This window comes from Bifidobacterium sp., assembly GCF_022640935.1.
Lineage (GTDB): Bacteria > Actinomycetota > Actinomycetes > Actinomycetales > Bifidobacteriaceae > Bifidobacterium.
In genome coordinates, this window is sequence record NZ_JALCCV010000023.1 from 17,057 (window position 1) to 36,501 (window position 19,445).

Below are 19,445 nucleotides of genomic sequence, written 5' to 3' on the forward strand. Positions count from 1 at the left end.
GCGGAGGGCGCAACAACGTATGGCGACGCACGCCCATCACGGCCCCGCGGTAGCGCCCGCCGCTATTTGCGCCGTTCGCGGCAGGTCTGGCCGAGCCTGCGCGACAGGGCGATCGGATCGAGCAGGTCGTCAAGCTCCGTATTCGACAGTTCGGTATGCTCGCCGGCCACTTGGCGGACGGTTTTGTTTTCTCCCACGGCCAGTTGCGCGATCTTGACGGCCCGTTCGTAGCCGATGCTCGCGTTCAATGACGCGGAAATCGACGGCGAAGCCTGCGCATGCTGCAATCCGGCCTTGGTGTTCACGGTGATGCCATCCACGCAATTGCGCTTGAACATGAGCATGGCATTGATGAGCAGTTCCATGCCGTCGAGCAGCGAGTGAATGATCACCGGGTCGAAGGCGTTGAGCTGCAGCTGGGCCTCGGAAGCCGCCCACGTGACCGTGGTGTCCATGCCAAACACCTTGAAGCAGCATTGGTCGACGCATTCGGGAATGACCGGGTTGACCTTGCCAGGCATGATGCTGCTGCCGGCCTGACGGGCGGGGACGCGCAGCTCGTTGAACCCGTCGCGCGGTCCGGAGTTGAGCAGCCGCAGGTCGTCGGCGGCCTTCTTCAGGTGCACGGCGACGTTTTTGAGCGCGCTCGACAGCGCGATGTATACGCTCATATCGGTGGTTGCGGCGATCGGATCGGGAGCCGCAGTGATTGGCAGCCCCGTATTCTCCGCCAGATGGGTGAGCGAGGCTTCGCGGAAGCGCAGGTCGGCGCAGATGCCGGTGCCGACGGCCGTGGCACCTAGATTGAGTTCGCTCAACTGGGGGACCAGTGATTCCAAGGTGAGCCAGTCGGCTTTCAAAAAGCTGGCGAAAGCGTGGAATTCCTGCCCGAACGTCATCGGCACGGCGTCCTGCAGCTGCGTGCGCCCGATCGTGACATCGTTGATATGCCGGTCGGCAAGATCATGGAAGGCCTTGGCCAGCGTCTTGCAGGCGATCGCCAGCGGTTTGATCTCGCTGATCAATGCGAGCTTGCAGGCCGCGGGATAGGTGTCATTGGTCGACTGGGATGTGTTGACATCGTCGTTGGGATGGATGCGTGCATACTCGCCTTTGGCGTGCCCGCCGATTTCCAAGGCGCGGTTGGCGATCACCTCGTTCATGTTCATATTCAGCGATGTGCCGGCGCCGCCCTGCAGCTCGTCGACAGGGAACTGGTCGGCCAGCGCGCCTCCTTCGATCTCCAAGCATGCCGCGACGATGAGGCGGGACTTGCCCTCGCCGATCAAGCCCAGCTGCGCATTGGCCTGGGCGCAGGCGCGCTTGACGGTGGCGTAGGCCCTGATGAGCTGTGGATGGTTGGAGTCCGAGCGTCCCGAGACCGTGAAATTATGCATGGCGCGCAACGTATGGATACCCCAGTAAACGTCTTTGGGCACATCGAGTTCGCCGATGCAATCATGCTCGCGGCGCGTAAGGGGCGGTTTTGGGCTGATTGATGCCGTTGTTTCGGCTGGCTCGGCGCCACGCGTCTTTGCTGGGAAAACCGTTCGGACTGGCGTGGACTGATCAGACGCTGCATCGTTGAGGAAAATATGGTCGGACATGATGGCACCTTCCGTTTTTTCTTGCCGAAGTCTATCATCGTGATGCATGTTACGAAACGTCGCATCGGCGAGGTGTGTTGTGGACGAACCGCATCGTATGAACGTCTGGGCTATGGTTGCATAAACGGCAGGTGAAGATATTGCATATATTGATAAACAATAAATTTCTATTGTTTTATGTTTGATAATAATTGTTTTTCAACGCCATTTATGCCGTGCTAATAGTTTCCGAATTGTTTCCCGTGGCGCTCGACGGGATTTCGGGCATTCGGTTGTGCGCATAGGAATTGGCTGGTGGCTTGGCGGGGACTCTAGGTGGCTCTCGCGGCGAAAGGGAGACCAATATGCAGCGTAACGCAAAAGAACACACTGATCGGATGGTCTCGATTGGCGGCCCGCATGTCCAGCCGGTGCTGATTGGCGCGATCAAGGTGCTGATCGCGCTGCTGGGGCTTGTGGCCTTGGTGTGCCAGGTGTGGGCACTGCCATGGCTGGCCGCTCGGTTTGCTCTCGAAGATCCGTCGCACGCCTACTTGCGCTACCCGTATCTGGTGGTCGCCATCGCGCTTTTCGTGTGCCTTGAGGTCGTGCTGGCGGCGATGTGGCAGCTGCTGACGATGGTGGCGCGCGGCGTGGTGTTCTCGACTCGGGCAAAGCGGCTGGTCGACATAGTGATCTGGGCGGCGGTCGCCGCCGGTGTTATGGTTGCCGGGTTGTGCATTTACGGCGTTATCGCTTCGGCCGGTCCGCCGCTGTTCGCCGTCGTTCTCTTGATTTCGCTGACCGCAATCCTGTGCTTCGTGCTGCTGATGGTCGTCATGCGGGCGTTGCTTGCCGTGGCGACCGCGCAGCGCGACGAGCTTGAGGCGGTGATCTGAATGGCGATCCGAGTGAATCTCGACGTGATGCTCGCCAAAAGGCATATGGGCGTGAACGAGCTGGCTGAACGTGTTGGCATCACGGCTGCCAATGTGTCTGTGCTGAAGAACGGGCGGGCTAAGGCGATACGTTTCTCCACGCTCGATGGGATATGCCAGGCGCTGGATTGCCAGCCGGGGGATGTGCTCGAGTGGGCTGAAGAATGAACGGTCGGTGACGGGCAAAACACGGCTTCGCCGCGTGTCGGAGCCGCGGTCATGATTGAATAGCGGGGTTTGAGAACGTTCGTACGCTACAGTGCGGGCGAAGGAGCCGACCTTTTCGGCGGGTCCGCGGTTTTCCGTGTTGTGCGGCTTTGCCGGCTGCCGGCCCAATCATGCGAAGGAGCTAATGTGGCCAGCCTGCTGCTCGCTGTCATCTACATCGCCTTCATCAGCCTCGGGCTGCCCGATTCGCTGCTGGGTTCGGCCTGGCCTACGATGAGCCGCGATCTTGCGGCGCCGCTGTCATGGGCGGGCGGCATTTCGATGGTGATTGCAGCGGGCACCATCGTCTCCGCACTGCTCTCTGACCGTATGACATTGCGCTTTGGCGTCGGCAAGGTCATGCTGGCTTCGGTGGCCACCACGGCACTGGCGCTGCTGGGGTTCTCCCTCGCGCCCAACTACTGGACGCTGCTGGTGGTGGCTGTTCCCTACGGCTTGGGCGCGGGCGGCGTGGATGCCGCGCTGAACAATTACGTTGCCATCCACTATGCCAGCCGTCATATGAGCTGGCTGCACTGCATGTGGGGCGTCGGCGCATCCCTTGGCCCGTACGTCATGGGATTCGCGTTGACCCGCGGCCAAGGCTGGGCGTGGGGGTACCGGTACATCGCCATCATGCAGGTTGCGCTCACCATGGTGCTGGCGTTGTCATTGCCATTGTGGAAAGGGCGGGCCGCGGCGATTGCAGGAGCAGCCGATGGCGCATGTGCCGATGGTGCGGACCGGGAACATGATGGTGTGCCGCGGAATGCAGGCGATTCGCATGCGCCGGGGAAACCCCTCAAGCCTCTGGGTCTTCGACAGATCGTTGCCATCCCCGGCGCGAAGCCGATATTCGTGATGTTCTTCTGCTACTGCGCGGTCGAATCCACCGCCGGCCTGTGGGCGAGCAGCTATATGGTGCTGCATCATGGGCTGGATGCGAAAACCGCGGCGAGCTGGGCGAGCCTGTTCTATGTCGGCATCACGATCGGCCGTGCGTTGAGCGGGTTCTTGACGATGCGCTTGCGTGATCCTGCGATGATCCGCATCGGGCAGGCGATTCTGTTGTGCGGCATCATGCTGCTCATGGTGCCGTTCCCTGGGCGGAGCATGGCATTGGCAGGGCTGATTCTGATTGGTTTGGGCTGCGCTCCGATCTACCCGTGCATCATCCATTCGACGCCCTCCTACTTCGGCGTGGACAGGTCGCAGGCCATCGTCGGCGTGCAGATGGCCAGCGCCTATGTCGGCGCGCTCGCCGTGCCGCCGGTTTTCGGCGTGATCGCCGACCGCATCTCGACTTCGCTCTATCCGTTGTTCCTGCTGGCCATACTCGCGATCATGATTGTGATGCACGAGTTGCTGCGGCGCACGACACGCCGTCAAGGTGGACGGGGTGATGCAGCCGCTGTGGCTTTTGCGTGACGTGGGTGGCTGGCCGTCGCCGCATCCTGCCATAATCGAACATATGTACGAATGCTTGAACCTGTTCTCGACGCCGACCAAGGCGTGGTTCGAGCATGCGTTCCACGAGCCGACTGCGGTGCAGCAGCAGGCATGGCCGCTGATCAGCTCAGGCGGCGATGTGCTGGTAATCGCGCCTACCGGTTCGGGCAAGACGCTGACGGCGTTTCTGTCGGCCATCGATCGGCTGATGACGCATGCTGCCGGTGCAGACGACGCTGGCGAAGAATGTGATACTGCACAGATTGCTGGCCGCGGTGGCGCACGGCATAGTACAGGCGCAGCCAGGCGGAACGCGGCGGAAAGTAGCGTCGATGGCGGTCATGGAGCGATGCAAGACAAAGCGCGCGATGCCGCACGCCATGCCTCAGAAAGTCGGGTCTCGGAACAGCAGGCAAAACCTAACAGACATCGACTGAAACGCGGCGTCCACGTGCTCTACATCTCTCCGCTCAAGGCGCTGGCCGTCGATGTGGCGCGCAACCTCAATACACCGCTGGCGGGAATCGCCGAGGAATGCCGCAGCGAGGGAGCTACGCCGCCCGATATTCGCGTAGCCATCCGCAGCGGCGATACGACGCCGAAAGAGCGCCGGTCGATCGCCACGCGTCCGCCGGACATCCTCGTCACCACGCCCGAATCGCTTTTTCTGCTGCTCACCTCGAAAGCTCGCAGCATCCTGTCCACTGTCGAAACGGTGATTCTTGACGAGGTGCATGCCTTGGCCGGGTCGAAGCGCGGCGCGCATCTTGCGCTGAGCTTGGAACGGCTCGACCTGCTTACTGCCGTGCCGGCGCAGCGCGTGGGGCTGTCCGCCACCGTGCGCCCGGCATCGGAAGCGGCGCGGTTCATCGGCGGCAACCGCGACGTTGCCATCATCGAGCCGAAAGAGCGGCCGGCCATGGATCTGCGCGTCATAGAGCCGCTGGCTGATATGCGCGACATCCATACGGCGAAGGCCGTGTCTTCGTCCGGTTCACAGGCGCGAGGGCATATTGCTGGGGTAAGCCCGGCCATGCAGCGCTTCGCCGAGCGTTCGGAAGCTGGAACGAAGCAATCCGCTCGTGGTGTTTCGCCTTATTCTGGGCAGCTCCCTAGCGGCGCGGACAAGAATTTCTCAGGATCGATATGGCCTGCCATCGAGCGCGATGTGCTCGACGAGATCCTGGGGCACCGCACCACGCTGGTGTTCGTCAATTCGCGCGGGCTGGCGGAGCGGCTTACCGCCAAGCTCAACGACCTTTACGCCGAGAGCCTGCACGGCGCCGGCTCCCAAGCCCAATCATCATCGGGTCATGACTATGGCTCCGCACAACATTATGATTCGGTGGTCGGCTCCTCGACGAGCCTCGTCGGATCCCATGACGGCGACACGACCATCGCCATGGCCCACCACGGTTCGGTCTCCAAGGACCGGCGCAAACGCATTGAAGAAGACCTCAAGCACGGCCGGCTGCGCTGCGTCGTCGCCACAAGCAGCCTGGAGCTCGGCATCGATATGGGCTCGGTCGATCTGGTGATTCAGATCGCGCCGCCGCTCTCGGTATCATCAGGACTGCAGCGTGTCGGCCGCGCCGACCATCGCGTGGGCGGCGTCTCGCACGCCCTGTTCTACCCGTTGACCCGCGAGCAGCTCGTCGGCTCCGCAGCGTGCATCGAAAGCATGACCAAGGGTGACATCGAGACGCTGCAGGTCATTCGCAGCCCTTTGGACATCCTCGCCCAGCAGACCGTCGCAGCGGCAGCCATGGCCGACCTCAAGCCTGACGACTGGTATGCGACCGTGCGCCGGGCAGCGCCATTCGCCGCGCTTGAGCGTGGCATGTTCGACGCCGTGCTCGGCATGCTCACCGGAAGCTATGACAGCGAGGATTTCTCGGCGTTCCGTCCTCCGCTGCAATGGAACCATGAGAACGATGTCATCTCGGCACGCCCCGGGGCGCAACGCCTAGCCGTCACTTCGGGCGGGACGATCCCGGATCGCGGCATGTATACCGTCGTGCTGCCCGAAGCACAGGCAGGACCAGGGCCGCGTCGGGTGGGCGAGCTTGACGAGGAGATGGTCTACGAATCACGGGTCGGCGACGTGATCACCTTGGGAACCTCCACATGGCAGATCAAGGAGATCACCAACGATCGCGTCATCGTCAACCCGGCTCCTGGCCGTACCGCCCGCCTGCCATTCTGGCATGGAGAGGGCAACGGGCGCGATGTCGGCTTCGGCGAGTCCAAAGGCCGTTTCATCCGCGAAATAATGCAAGGGCTGACGCCGGCGCACGACGGCGAAAACGCAGGCTTCGACGAATCGGCCACGCGTCGATTGCATGATGATGGGCTTGACAACAATGCCTGCGCGAATCTGGCTGGCTTGCTCAGCGAACAGGTCGCCGCCACCGATGTGGTCGCCAATGACCGGCAGCTCGTGGTTGAGCGCTGCGAAGACGAGGAAGGCGATTGGCGCGTTATCCTGCACTCGCCCTTCGGCAGGCGGGTGCATGAACCGTGGTCCATGGTCGTGGCCAACCGGCTCAAGGCGCGGTACGGCTTCGACGGGCAGTGCTATGCCGCCGATGATGGCATCGTGGTGCGCATACCCCAGACCAGCGCCGACATCCCCGCGGATCAGATGTTCCTGTTCGACCCGGACGAACTGCAGCGTGACGTCGAAAGCCAAGTCGGCGAATCGGTGCTCTTTTCCGCGAGATTCCGCGAATGCGCAGCGCGGTCATTGTTTTTGCCACGCACCAAGCCCGGCAAGCGCGTCCCGCTGTGGCAGCAACGCCTGCGTTCCGCGCAGCTCCTGCAAGCCGCCAGAACGCGACGCAATTTTCCGCTGATCTTGGAAACCGCGCGTGAATGCCTGCAAGACGTCTACGACATGCCGGCGTTGCGTCGCATCATGACCGCGCTGGACAGCGGCGATATGCTGCTGCATGACGTGCGCACCGAAGCGCCGTCGCCGCTGGCGGGCAATCTGCTGTTCGGTTTCGTCGGCTCGGTCATGTACCAGTACGACGTGCCGCAGGCCGAGCGCGCAGCCTCGTTGCTGTCGATGGATCCGGAAGTGCTGGAACGTCTCATAGGCGGCAATCGCGTTGCGGCCGTGCTCGACGAGCAGACCATCCACGACGTCGAAAAGGAATTAGCCCAAACTCATTTCTGGAACCAGCTGGCAGGCGACGATGTGACAGGGCGGGTCACGCGCTACGCTAAAACGCACGGCCCGTTCACCGCCGATGAGGCGATTGCGGCGTTGGAAATCGACGCTGTCAGCGTGGTGCGCGAACTGGATGCCATGGCTGCCCGAGGTGACGTGCTGAACGGGAATTTCACGGGGGAGGGGGCTGGTGTTGCTGGCGTTGCACAGTATCTGCATCGTGATGTGTTCCGACGTATCCGCAACCGTTCCCTCGCGAAGGCGCGAGCCGCCATCAAACCCGTCAGCAGCGCGGCTTATCAGGCGTATCTGATTCGCCGGCAGGGAATAATGAGCGCGGGCGCGGCTACTAACCGCATTGAGCATGCGGTCGTTGATACGCGTGCTGTCGGCGGTGCGGGTTTCGAAGGCGCTGATGGTCTCCTGCGCGTCATCGAACAGCTGGAAGGGTTGTCATTGCCGGCGTCGCTGTGGGAATCCGCGATATTCCCGGCACGTATCCGCGATTACCAGCCATCCATGCTTGACGAATTGCTTTCCAGCGGCGATATCGTATGGGTCGGCTCAGGCAATCCCATGCGTGGCGAAGTCGGCCAAATCGCTTGGTATCTCGCCGATTCACCGCTGCTCGCGGCTGCTGCTGGCGATTCTCGTGCGCGTTCGGTTTCTGAGACGGGCATCGATATTCGCAGGCGCGGCAGCGGCATGATGGGCTCCGCGGAATCAGCCAACGCAAGGCGAGTGAATGCTGTGTCGGCGCGAGACGCAGCTGCGGAAAACAAGGCTGCGCCTCGCGGCAACAAGGCTTTGCCAACTGCGGGTTCCGCAATCCCGCATGCTGATGCCGCATATGGTCATTCTGCTGACGATGCAGCGAACGGTGGCATCGAGCGGACAAATTCGAATGCGCCCCGTGCAACGCCTGACATTGGTGGCTCGGTGAATCCACTGGCATCGCGCATCACGCCCGCTAATGTAATCATGCAGGCATTGCAATCTGGCGGCGCCTACCCAGCCCACCGATTGGCTGCGCTATGCACTGATGCGGCCGAGCGCGCCATGACAGGCAGCAGCGCGTCGCTGATGGTGAATGAATCGACTGGCGAACTTTCCGCTCCGTGGACGGATGCGGAGTTCCAGGAGGCGCTGTGGAATCTGGTATGGTCCGGCACTGTGACGAATAGTTCTTTCGCCCCCGTCCGGGCGCTGAGCGCCCCTCGCTCCGCTCGGCGCGCCGTGCCTCGTCGTCATGGCTGGAATGCACGGGCACGAGTGCGTGTTACTGTGCCGCCGATGTTGAGCGGCTTATGGTCGTTGGTGCCGCGGGATTGTGAGGTTCGGGCAGGCGATGGCTATGAGAATGAGGCTCATCTCAATCAATTTCACGAGGGCTCCGAACGCACAGCCATAGCCCGCGTGGAGGCGCTGCTGGAACGATATGGGGTCATTGCGCAGCCAGTGATCGACCGGGAATCGATTCCGGGCGGTTTCGCCGGCGTTTATCCAGTGCTCAAGGCGATGGAGGAAGCCGGCAAACTCGTGCGCGGCATGTTCGTCACCGGCCTGTCCGGCGTCCAATTCGCCGAACGCCAGACCGTGGACGCACTGCGCGCCCAGCAGCGCGAGCTTGACGCGCGGCGAGGCGTTGAGTCGAAGGCGGCGCAACGGCATACTGAATCAACGCAATTCCAATCCGAGTCGAGACGGTCCCAAACATCGCAACCCTTCGGGAACCAGCAAGACAAGGTCGCGCTGCAGGCCGTGGCCCTAGTCTCGCTCGACCCGGCGAGCCTCGCCGGTGGAGTCATCCCATGGCCGCAAATCACCTTGTCGGGCGGCACCAAACCATCGCGCCGTGAAGGCAGCACCGTCGCCATAGTGCAGGGCCGGACGGTGCTCTACGCGTCGAAGCGGCATCTGCTTGTCTTCGTGCACAATGGCCGGACAGGCAGCCAAGAACACGACGATCAAGTGCGTAATGGCCGAGAAGAACAAGGCAAGCAAGAACCGGGCGGCCAGGAACGTGACAGCCAGGAATCCAATGACGCCGTCCTCGTCGCCGCGCTGCGCCAGCTCATCCCGGCGCTGCAACGCAACCACCGAGGCAGCATCGTCATCGCCGACGTCAATGGTGAGCCTGTGAGTTCCACAGGCCACTACGCTCGCCTGCTGCGGTCTGTGGGCTTCGTCCCCGCTCCACAAGGCATGACCTTGTACCGGTAGAATACTCAGAATATTTCGTAATGCCGCTTTAAGACCGATAGCGCTGAATTTGGTTCGCTCTTTTTCAAGGAGACCGAAAAACGCGAGCCTTAAACCTCGAGACCGCTCAAATTCACGCCACAAACCCGATTGGCGCATCAAGCTCCACGCCGGATGCGTCGCGGCGCATATCCGGTTTCGGCAGGTCGATCGGCGAGCCGGAAGCTGTGCTGGCGCGCAGCGGATACGAGCCTGTCCATGCGGCGATCAGCGTGTTCTGGCCTTTGAGGAAGCGCTGGGAGCGCACGCCGCCGGTGCCACGGCCCTTCATGGGGTACATTTCGAGCGGCGTGACCTTGGCGGCGCCGTTCTCTGTGCCCTCGAGCGCATCGGCATCGCCGGCCACGGTGAGCACTACGGCTCCGGATGCGGAGAACAGGCCGTTCTCGCCCTCCTCATAGGTCCAGGCGACCTTGCCGGCCTGCACTACGTTGAACGTCTGGGCCCGGCAGCCTTCGGCGAGCTTGATGCCGGCCATACCGCCCGCTGTGCGCCCCTGCGGGCGCACAGCGGAGGCGGCAAAGGTGAGCAGCGAGGAATCCGAAGAGATGAAGACCAGCCGGTCCTCATCGGCCGCGGGTGCGGCGAAGAGCACGCGGTCGCCATCCTTGAGATCGATGACGCTCCACGAATCCATGGTCGTGGGCGATTCCCGGTTCCAGCGTTTGACGATGCCGGCGGCAGTACCGATGGCCAGCGGCGGCTCGTCATCGTCAAATGCAATGGCAGCGACGGCGTGCTCGCCGGCAATCGGGTTCGTGCTTTCGGTTTGCGTCAGCAGCTCGTCGGCCTTGACCGCCCCGCTCAGCGACAAGGTGACCGAGGCCGGCAAGGCAGGCAGATCGGCCACCTGCGCGAGCACCAGGCGGCCGGCAGAAGTGACGAGGCCATAAGAGGCCAGAGTGGTCGTGAGGAAGACGACGACGATCTGGTCGTCGGCAGCGCGCCCGTCAGAAGCGGAATGCGTCTGCCAGATGTCCAAGGCGCTCGGCGTGCTGCGGGCGATCAGTCCTGAAGCGCTCATCAGCACGGTGCATGGCTCGTCGTCCAGCTGCAGCGCCGAAGCCGCCTCCTCGGCGTTCCCGGCCTTGCGCGCGGCGGCGGCGGCCTTGACGCCTTCAGCGGCAGAGGACACGGTTTTGGCCGCGCGCATGGCCGCCAGCGCCGAGGCGGATAGCGTTTCGTCGCCTTCGGCGCTCACCGGCACCAGCTCGCCGGAAGGGCCCTGATCGAGCAGCACCGTGCGGCGCGGCGTGCCCCAGGACGCCACGGCCTCATCCATTTCATCGGTGATGACTTGATCCAGCGCCTCGCTGGAAGCCAGAATGCGCTCCAGCTCCTCGATGCTGCGCTTCAAATCGTCGCGCTCGGCTTCGAGCTCGATGCGGCTCATGCGCGTCAGCCTGCGCAACCGCAGATCGAGTATGTACTGGGCCTGGATCTCGTCGAGGTCGAAGACGGCCATCAATCGTGTTTTGGCGCTGTCGGCATCTTCGGAAGTACGAATGACCTGAATGACCTCGTCGATGTCGATCATGGCCAGCAGCAGGCCTTCGACCAGATGCAGCCGCTCCTGCGCCTTCCTGCGGCGGTATTCGCTGCGGCGTCTGATGACGGCGCGCCGGTGCCCGACCCACACTTCGAGCATCTCCTTGAGGCCCAAGGTATGCGGGCGGCCATCGACCAGCGCGACGTTGTTGATCGAGAAATTCTCTTGCAGAGGAGTGAACTTGAACAGCTGCGCGAGCACGGCGCTGGGATCGAAGCCGGTTTTGACCTCGATGACCAGGCGGGTGCCGTTGCGCCGGTCGGTCAGGTCGATCGCACCGGAGATGCCTTCGAGCTTGTGGTTCTTCACATTCTCGGAGATGCGTTCGAGCACGCGCTCGGGACCGACCATGAATGGCAGTTCGGTAACGACGATCGCCCGTTTGCGCGCCGTCACGTTTTCCAGGTGCGTGGCCGCGCGGGTCGTCAGCGTGCCGCGTCCGGTCGCATAGGCCTCGCGGATGCCGTCGCGGCCGATGACGATGCCGCCGCCTGGCCAGTCGGGCCCTGGCACGAAGCGCATGAGGTCCTCAAGTGTGGCATCGGGATGATGCATGAGATGCTTGGCTGCGGCGACCGTTTCGCCGAGGTTGTGCGTAGCCATATTCGTGGCCATGCCTACGGCGATGCCAGAAGCGCCGTTGACCAGCAGATTCGGGATCGCACTGGGCAGCACGACCGGCTCATGCAGCTTGTTGTCGTAGTTCGGCGCGAAATCGACCGTATCCTCGTCGATGCTGGCGTTCATTCCCAACGCCGCTGGAGCCAATCGTGCCTCGGTGTATCGTGATGCCGCCGGCCCGTCGTCGAGCGAGCCGAAGTTGCCGTGGCCGTCGACCAGCGGCAGCCGCATGGCGAAAGGCTGCGCCAGGCGCACCATGGCCTCGTATATGGCCGAATCGCCGTGCGGGTGCAGCTTGCCCATCACTTCGCCTACCACGCGTGCCGATTTCATGTACGAGCGGTCGGGCGTGAGATTCATCTGGCCCATTTGATAGATAATGCGCCGTTGCACCGGCTTCAGTCCATCGCGGGCGTCCGGCAGCGCGCGCGCATAGATCACCGAGTATGCGTATTCGAGGTAGGACTTGCTCATCTCCTCGTTCAGCGGCGTCTCGACGATATGCTCCTTGACCGTGCGCGGGTCGAAGGACGCCTGAGCCGATTTGCGAGCGCGTGCCATGCCGGAAACTCCCTTGCCTGTTGAATGCGATTGACGATTAGAGTGTGAACCGCCCCATAATATCCCAAACGGTCGGCCAACAGCGTTTCCAAGCTCTTTTCGCGCTGCGGTGCTTGAATGGTGCGTATGAGCGTTGATGTGCCGGATCGGAAGACTTTGCTGGAGTTCGTAGCGACCGCCCGGTATGGGGATTTCGATGGTATGGCGAACGGCACGGGCGGCGACCTTGCCGCCACCGTGTTGCAGCGGGGCGGGGCGAGGCACTTGTCGTCTGTATTGCCCGCGGTCTCCAGTGCCATCGGCCGTCCGGTAACCACCGCCGTACACAGGGATCCCGGCGCGTTGCAGACTGCGCTAGGGTTCCCGGACGCCAGCTCGGCCATCGTCGTACTCGTGGACGGTTTGGGCTTTTGGAATCTCAATCTGCGCATCGGGCATGTGCCCTACCTGCGCTCGCTGTTGCGTGAGCCTGTGAATCAGCAACCTATTTCGACCTGCTCGCCGAGCACTACCGTCGCCGCGATGGCGACCTTCGGCACTGGCACCTGCCCGGGGCTCACCGGCATGGCAGGGTACACGCAGCGCAATCCGCAGACGGGGGAGCTTTCGCAGCTCATTCAATTCAGGAATGCGATCGAGCCGCGCGACTTGCAGCGCCAGCCCACGATTTTCGAGCGTCTGGCCGGGCAAGGTGTGCCGGTCACCAGCTCAGGGCTGCCTAAATTCGCTGATTCGCCGTTAACCCAGGCGGCGTTGCGCGGCGCGCATTTCATCGGCAACGCGCAGCCGGGCAGCAGAGTCAGGGCTGCATGCCGGGCGGCGCAGAAGCCGGGGCTGACTTACCTTTATATTCGCGACACCGATAAGACGGGGCACACGTATGGCTGGAATTCCCCCGAATGGATAGCGGCCTTGGAAAGCGTCGACGCGCAGCTGGGCATGCTGCACCGCAACGCCCCGCGCGGCACGCTGATTGTGATCGTAGCGGACCACGGCATGGTCTCCGCATTGCCCGAAGAGCGCATCGATATCGCGCTCACTCCGCAGCTGAAGGATGGCGTAGGCATGGTTGGCGGAGAGCCGCGCGCGCCGATGCTCTATGCCAGCGAAGGTTGCCCGGCCGGCGAAATCGCTGCGCGTTGGAGGGATTATCTGGGGGCTCGCGCGCTGGTGCGCACGCGCGATCAGGCGATCGCCGAAGGATTGCTCGGGCCGGTCGACCCACGCGTCGAGCCGATGATCGGCGACGTTCTGGTTCAGGTGTCGGGCAACATGACCATTGTGGATTCGCGCATCCAAAGCGACAAGGCCACGCGTCTGCCCAGCGTGCACGGCTCGCAGACCTTGATGGAAATGGACGTGCCTTGCCTCATCGATGCTATTTAATTGATTGTTGCGTGACGTATTTTCTGCCGTGTGACGTTTTCAGATCGTAAGAAACGTTGGGAATTCGCCATTTTCAATTCCGGCGAATGCTTCACACGACGACTCGATGCGTCACATGACGATATTTGCGCCTCACGGAACTCGTCGGAATGCGGTAATCCGGCAATTCAGTCGCCGAAGAGGATCTCGTCCCAGCTGGGGACCGCGGAACGCCGGGATTTTCGCTTTGATGGCTTCGACGAATCGGGCTTGGCGTTCTTGCGCGCCGGATTCTTGCCCCTCTCGTCCACGTCATCGACTTCAGCCGTGCCAGCCGATGAGCCAGCGGCAGTGCCCGCGTCGGGTTGGACGCCAGGGAACAGCGATGGCTCGGCATGCATCACGGCCGCATTGGCGGGGCTATGGGCGTCGTCGAGGTGTGGGGAACGATTCGGCTTAGCTGCATGCGCGTCAGGGGCGGCACTCAGCGACGGCATGTCGAAAGCCGCGTCATCAGCGACGGATTTCGGCGGCTGCGTGTGGCCAAGCTCTCCTCGATTACGCTGGCCGCTGTGGTCCGGTTGAGGCTTCGGCGATGTTTGAGGTTTCGAAGGCGCCTGAGACGTTTGCGGTGTTTGCGCTGGCTGCAAAGAACGCAGCGAGTTCGTCTGTCCCGGCGTGTCGGGCCTGTCGGAATCCTGCCTCTCGGAATTCCGGGGTGAGACCGGGGTGAGACCGGGCGCCTGCCCATGAGTTCCGCTCTGCGCTGTATCTCCGGCCGTGCTCGGGGACTCCGATCCATCCGATCCCCATGCGGACACCGCCCGCTCGATGCGCGCCGAACGGATTGAATCGCCAGGAATTCCCAGCACGATGGAGAATGCGTCATCGAGCTCACCGGCGACGTTCGCCGTGTCGCCGCCTTTCTCGCGATCCCTCGGGCTGAGTTCGCCGATCAGTCTTTTTGCTGCGGAATTGAGGCAGGCGACCGCATTGTCGTGCATGTTCCATGTCCATTCGGCGCGCAGGCGGCGGCCCGCCGAATCGAATTCGGCAGAAATCTTCCAAGGTTCGATCCCTCGGCGTGTCGCCTTCCACTGCACCGTCTCCATACCGATGCGCGCGGTGGCCAGCGTGCGTTCGATGAGCTCGGCCATGGTGTGCACATGGCTTTCCTTTGGTGCCGGCACGGCGAGGAACTGCTCGATGGCGTACTGCTTCTCGGTCTGCACCGACGCCGAGAAGCGCCGCACCAGAGCAGGACTCAGGCCGTATCGCTGCGCCACGCGCGCAGGTTCGGCGCCGGCGCGGATCAGCGTCTGGATCTGCGAAATCGGCAGGCTTTGACCGGCCGCGGGCTGCTGCATGTCAAAGGACTCGGCTTTGATCTGCTTGGCTTCGAGCACAGCACGTTCCAAGGCATCGTCCACATCCACTGCAAATCGTGCGCCGTGAGCCGAAAAAATGAGTTCGCCCGACGCTCCCACCGCGACGAAACTGGCCTGCGTGAGTGGCTTCTCCGGCATTACGCACCGCTTTCCTCAGTATTACTCGACATATTCATCTGCTTATTTCCATTGTGCCCCACGTGTCGTATTTTACGAGCTTTTCGAATCGTGTATCCTATGCGGGGTACAAGTCATGTATTCTATGGCGCATAATACGACGTCACGGACGAAAGGATTGCGATGGCCCAAGATTATGACTCCCCTCGTAACAAGGACGAGGACGAAGAATCGCTGCAGGAACTTGGCAAGGGATCGCAGAACTCCTCGGAGGAAATCGACGACGACGAAAACGCCATTGCCGAAGATTATGAGCTGCCGGGCGCTGACCTCAGCAATGAGGATGCATCGGTCACCGTCATCCCCATGCAGGGCGACGAGTTCATCTGCTCGCAGTGCTTCCTCGTGAAGCATCGCAGCCAGCTGGCCTACATGGACGAGAACGGCCAACCGGTCTGCAAGGAGTGCGCCGCCTGATGGCCTACGACGAGGCATACAACGAGCCGGAGCAGGTCGAGGTGCTAGTGCGCTCCCTTGACGCATCTCATCCGGTGGCACTCGCTTATGCGCTTGCAGGGGACGCCGGAGCAGACTTGCGCACTGCCCAGGATTTCACGCTCAAGCCGTTCCAGCGGGCCTTGGTGCCCACTGGCGTCGCCATTGCGTTGCCGGCCGGCTACGTCGGTCTGGTCCATCCGCGCTCGGGACTTGCCGCCAAGCAGGGGGTCACCGTGCTCAATGCGCCGGGTACGATCGACGCCGGTTACCGTGGCGAAATCAAAGTGCCGATCATCAATCTGGATCCGGAGCATACGGCAGTATTCCACGCGGGAGATCGTATCGCGCAGCTCGTCATCCAACGCTACGTCGAGGCCCGCTTCGTGCCGGCTGAAATATTGCCCGGCTCTGATCGCGCGCAGCGTGGCTTCGGGTCGACGGGGATATCGGCGTGACGCCTATACTCGGTTCCGTTCTCGGTTTCGACCGCCGGTGCCTGCGGCACATGCCGCGCCGCCCGCGACGTGCCGATAGTGAAACGGTCGGCACGACGGTAGGATAAGGAACCAATGCGAGGGAGGTGAATGGATGGCTGACAAGGATAACGAGGATAATTCGGCTCGTACATTAGGCTGTGAGATCAGCAGCGATCCGCTCGATCCGCTCGCTCCGATCGTGCGCATATGCTTCTATCATCATCCGGACGAGGATATGGAGATACTTGAGCGAGCCTATCGACGCGCGCTCAAGCAGCATTCCGCCCAACGCCGCAAGTCCGGCGAGCCGTACATCATCCATCCGCTCGCCGTCTCCCAGATCCTCGCCGATCTGGGCATGGGCCCCACCGTCGTGGCCGCCGGTCTGCTGCATGACACGGTTGAGGACACCAATTACAGCTTGGACCAGTGCCGCGCCGAATTCGGCGATATGGTCACCGGATTGGTCGATGGCGTCACCAAGCTCACGAAGATGGACTATGGCGATTCGGCGCAGGCCGAGACGATCCGCAAGATGGTCGTGGCTATGAGCCGCGACGTGCGCGTGTTGGTCGTGAAATTGGCCGATCGGGTTCATAACGCCCGCACTTGGCGGTACGTCAAGCCCTCCAGCGCGCAAAAGAAAGCCCGCGAAACGCTTGACGTCTATGCGCCGCTGGCGAACCGGCTGGGCATGAACGCCATCAAAACCGAGCTGGAGGAACTGAGCTTCAAGGTCCTCTATCCGAAGATATACAACGAAATCGTCGTGCTCGTAGCCCGCCGGGCCGGGCAACGCGACGTGTACCTCAAGCAGATACTGGCCGAGATCAACGAGGATCTCGCCTCCCAGCACATCGAAGCCACCGTCAGCGGGCGGCCGAAAGACTATTTCTCGATCTATCAGAAAATGATCGTGCGCGGCCATGATTTCTCCAGCATCTACGACCTGATGGGCGTGCGCATCATCGTGGACACCATACAGGACTGCTATGCGGCCCTAGGCGCGGTCCACGCGCGTTGGAGTCCGGTGCCAGGCCGGTTCAAGGATTACATCGCGATGCCCAAGCTCAACATGTACCAGAGCCTGCACACCACGGTCGTCGGCCCGGGCGGCAAGCCCGTCGAAATACAGATCCGTACTTGGGACATGCATCGCCGCGCCGAATTTGGCATCGCGGCCCATTGGCGCTACAAGGAGAATGGCCAGGCCGGCCGGCCGTTAAGCGCTCCGGACAAGTCCGACCGCAAGCGCGAGGACATCGGCCATCAGGAGCTGAGCGAGGCCGACAATCTCAAATGGATTCAGCAGCTCGCCGACTGGACGAGCGAGACGCCTGATTCCAACGAATTCCTCGGCTCGCTCAAAGAGGATCTGGGCTCCGCCGAGGTCTATGTGTTCACGCCGAAAGGCAAGATCATTTCGCTGCCGGCCCGCGCCACGCCCATCGACTTCGCGTATGCCGTGCACACCGAGGTCGGCCACCGCACCATGGGCGCGCGCGTCAACGGCCGTCTGGTGCCGCTGGACACCGTGTTGGAGAACGGCGATACGGTCGAGGTGCTCACCTCGAAATCCGATAACGCCGGGCCGTCGCGCGATTGGCTCAGCTTCGCGAAAAGCCCGAAGGCGCGCAACAAGATCCGCCAATGGTTCAGCAAGGAACGCCGTTCGGAGGCCATCGAAGAAGGCCGCGACGAGCTGACCCGCGCCATGCGCAAGCGCGGCTTGCCGGTGGCTTCGATGCTCACGCCCGAGGCGCTGATCGGCATCGCCGACGACCTGAACCTCGACAATGCGGACGCCGTATTCGCCGCGATCGGCGACGGCCAGATTTCGACGCAGAACGCCATCGCCCACTTGGTCAAGGATGCCGGCTCGGACGAGGTCAGCGAGGAAGTCGAGCAGGAGGCGCTGCCGCTGCGCCAGATCGAGCATGGCAAGGCCAAGACCAGTTCCTCGGGCGTGGCCGTCAAGGATGTAGGCGATGTGTGGGTCAAACTGGCCCGTTGCTGCACGCCTGTTCCCGGTGATGCGATCGTCGGCTTCATTACGCGCAACCAGGGCGTTTCCGTGCACCGCGCCGACTGCCAGAACATGCTCGATTTGGAAAAACACCAGCCCGAGCGGGTCATCGAAGTCGAATGGACCAGCACCAAGGGCTCGTTCATGGTCAGGATCCAAGTCGAGGCGCTTGACCGCCCGCATCTGCTTTCCGATGTGACACGAGTGCTCTCCGATCACGGCGTCAACATCATCTCCGGCTCGGTCTCCACCGGTTCGGACCGCGTCGCTACCAGCCAATTCTCCTTCGAAATGGCCGATCCCCAGCATCTGAACCGGCTATTGGCATCGGTGCGCAAGATCGACGGCGTCTTCGATGTCTACCGCATCACCGGTGCCAAGGATTCTGCCGAACCCCGCCTGCGCAAGATGTAGCACGGCGGAGTTCGGCTCTGACTGTGCACGGGGCGGGCGCGATGCTGAAGGGCATTGAGTCGGTCAACCGCCCGGGTTTGGGAAACAACGGCATCGAGCCGATAACGCAAAATCCCCGCTCTGGCGTAGAAGACCGGGGCGGGGATTGATGGAAATGAAGAGGCGGGCGGAACATCTCGCAGCGTCAGTGGCGCAAGCGTCTATTTCACTTCAACGGAGATAATGACGGCCGGCTCCAGCGGGGCGTCGGAGTGGTCGGTGGGGACGGCCTCGAGCTTGGCCACGACGGCTTTGGATTCGTCATCGGCGACCTCGCCGAAAATCGTGTGGTGGCCGTTGAGCCACGGGGTCGCGACGGTGGTGATGAAGAACTGGGAGCCGTTCGTGCCGTGGATCTTGCCGTCGGCGCCTCGGCGCAGCCCGGCGTTCGCCATGGCCAGCAGGTAGGGCCGGTCGAAGGTCAACGAGGTGTCGATCTCGTCGTCGAAATCGTATCCGGGGCCGCCAGTGCCATTGCCCAGCGGGCAGCCGCCTTGGATCATGAAATCCTTGATGATGCGGTGGAAGGTCAGCCCGTCGTAGAACGGATCGTGCGAGGTCTCGCCGGTAAGCGGGTTCGTCCACTCCTTTTCGCCGGTGGCCAAGGAACGGAAGTTCTCGACGGTTTGCGGCGCCTTGTCGTCAAAAAGGTTGATGGTGATGTCACCTTCGGAGGTGTGCATGATTACGGTAGTCATGTCTTCAGATTCTTCCACGTCTGCGGGACCGTTTTGGCCGGCCTGCGTCGTGGAGGCACCTAAAACGGCACCCAGC

The 19,445-nt window shown here is 62.3% G+C and carries 11 protein-coding genes and 1 pseudogene; 8 read left to right on the top strand and 4 right to left on the bottom strand.

The features are described from left to right. Positions 1-62: 62 nt before the first annotated feature. The gene (locus LKG04_RS06505) at positions 63-1,607 is read right to left on the bottom strand and encodes an aspartate ammonia-lyase (RefSeq protein WP_291763466.1); all 1,545 of its coding nucleotides are present in this window, start codon (positions 1,605-1,607) and stop codon (positions 63-65) included. A gap of 344 nt (positions 1,608-1,951) precedes the next feature. On the opposite strand from LKG04_RS06505, the gene LKG04_RS06510 reads away from it, so the two are divergent. The 4 genes and pseudogenes from LKG04_RS06510 to LKG04_RS06525 form a co-directional block, all read left to right on the top strand. Then, on the top strand, positions 1,952-2,485 hold the full coding sequence (locus tag LKG04_RS06510) for a DUF2975 domain-containing protein (RefSeq protein ID WP_291763469.1): 534 nt from the start codon (positions 1,952-1,954) through the stop codon (positions 2,483-2,485). Next, on the top strand, positions 2,486-2,692 hold the full coding sequence (locus LKG04_RS06515; protein WP_291763471.1) for a helix-turn-helix domain-containing protein: 207 nt from the start codon (positions 2,486-2,488) through the stop codon (positions 2,690-2,692). 186 nt (positions 2,693-2,878) lie between these two features. Then, positions 2,879-4,159 (top strand): MFS transporter, encoded by a 1,281-nt coding sequence (locus LKG04_RS06520; protein WP_291763473.1) that lies wholly within the window; start codon positions 2,879-2,881, stop codon positions 4,157-4,159. Between the two features lie 43 nt (positions 4,160-4,202). Continuing rightward, positions 4,203-8,978: pseudogene (locus tag LKG04_RS06525) on the top strand (DEAD/DEAH box helicase); the annotation flags it as partial. A 712-nt stretch (positions 8,979-9,690) separates the two neighbouring features. On the opposite strand, the gene LKG04_RS06530 reads toward LKG04_RS06525, so the two are convergent. Beyond that, positions 9,691-12,348: a DNA gyrase/topoisomerase IV subunit A gene (locus LKG04_RS06530; protein WP_291763476.1), complete on the bottom strand. Its 2,658-nt coding sequence runs from the start codon at positions 12,346-12,348 to the stop codon at positions 9,691-9,693. 126 nt (positions 12,349-12,474) lie between these two features. Between LKG04_RS06530 and LKG04_RS06535 the strand changes: the two genes are divergently transcribed. Continuing rightward, positions 12,475-13,734 (top strand): alkaline phosphatase family protein, encoded by a 1,260-nt coding sequence (locus LKG04_RS06535; protein ID WP_291763478.1) that lies wholly within the window; start codon positions 12,475-12,477, stop codon positions 13,732-13,734. 167 nt (positions 13,735-13,901) lie between these two features. On the opposite strand, the gene sepH is transcribed toward LKG04_RS06535, so the two are convergent. After that, positions 13,902-15,239 carry a septation protein SepH gene (sepH, locus tag LKG04_RS06540; RefSeq protein ID WP_291763480.1) on the bottom strand — a complete coding sequence of 446 codons (1,338 nt, stop codon included), beginning with the start codon at positions 15,237-15,239 and terminating at the stop codon, positions 13,902-13,904. Positions 15,240-15,401: 162 nt separating this feature from the next. Here sepH and LKG04_RS06545 point away from each other — a divergent pair, with 162 nt between their 5' ends. The 3 genes from LKG04_RS06545 to LKG04_RS06555 all read left to right on the top strand — a co-directional run bounded on the left by LKG04_RS06545 (position 15,402) and on the right by LKG04_RS06555 (position 18,632). Then, on the top strand, positions 15,402-15,695 hold the full coding sequence (locus LKG04_RS06545) for a DUF4193 domain-containing protein (RefSeq protein ID WP_291763482.1): 294 nt from the start codon (positions 15,402-15,404) through the stop codon (positions 15,693-15,695). Next, positions 15,695-16,171 carry a dUTP diphosphatase gene (dut, locus tag LKG04_RS06550; RefSeq protein WP_291763484.1) on the top strand — a complete coding sequence of 159 codons (477 nt, stop codon included), beginning with the start codon at positions 15,695-15,697 and terminating at the stop codon, positions 16,169-16,171. The genes LKG04_RS06545 and dut overlap by 1 nt, the downstream gene beginning before the upstream one ends. A gap of 133 nt (positions 16,172-16,304) precedes the next feature. After that, complete coding sequence (locus LKG04_RS06555; protein ID WP_291763487.1) at positions 16,305-18,632, top strand: RelA/SpoT family protein; 2,328 nt, start codon at positions 16,305-16,307, stop codon at positions 18,630-18,632. A 200-nt stretch (positions 18,633-18,832) separates the two neighbouring features. Here LKG04_RS06555 and LKG04_RS06560 read toward each other — a convergent pair whose 3' ends face one another. Further along, on the bottom strand, positions 18,833-19,369 hold the full coding sequence (locus LKG04_RS06560) for a peptidylprolyl isomerase (protein ID WP_291763490.1): 537 nt from the start codon (positions 19,367-19,369) through the stop codon (positions 18,833-18,835). Positions 19,370-19,445 lie beyond the last annotated feature (76 nt).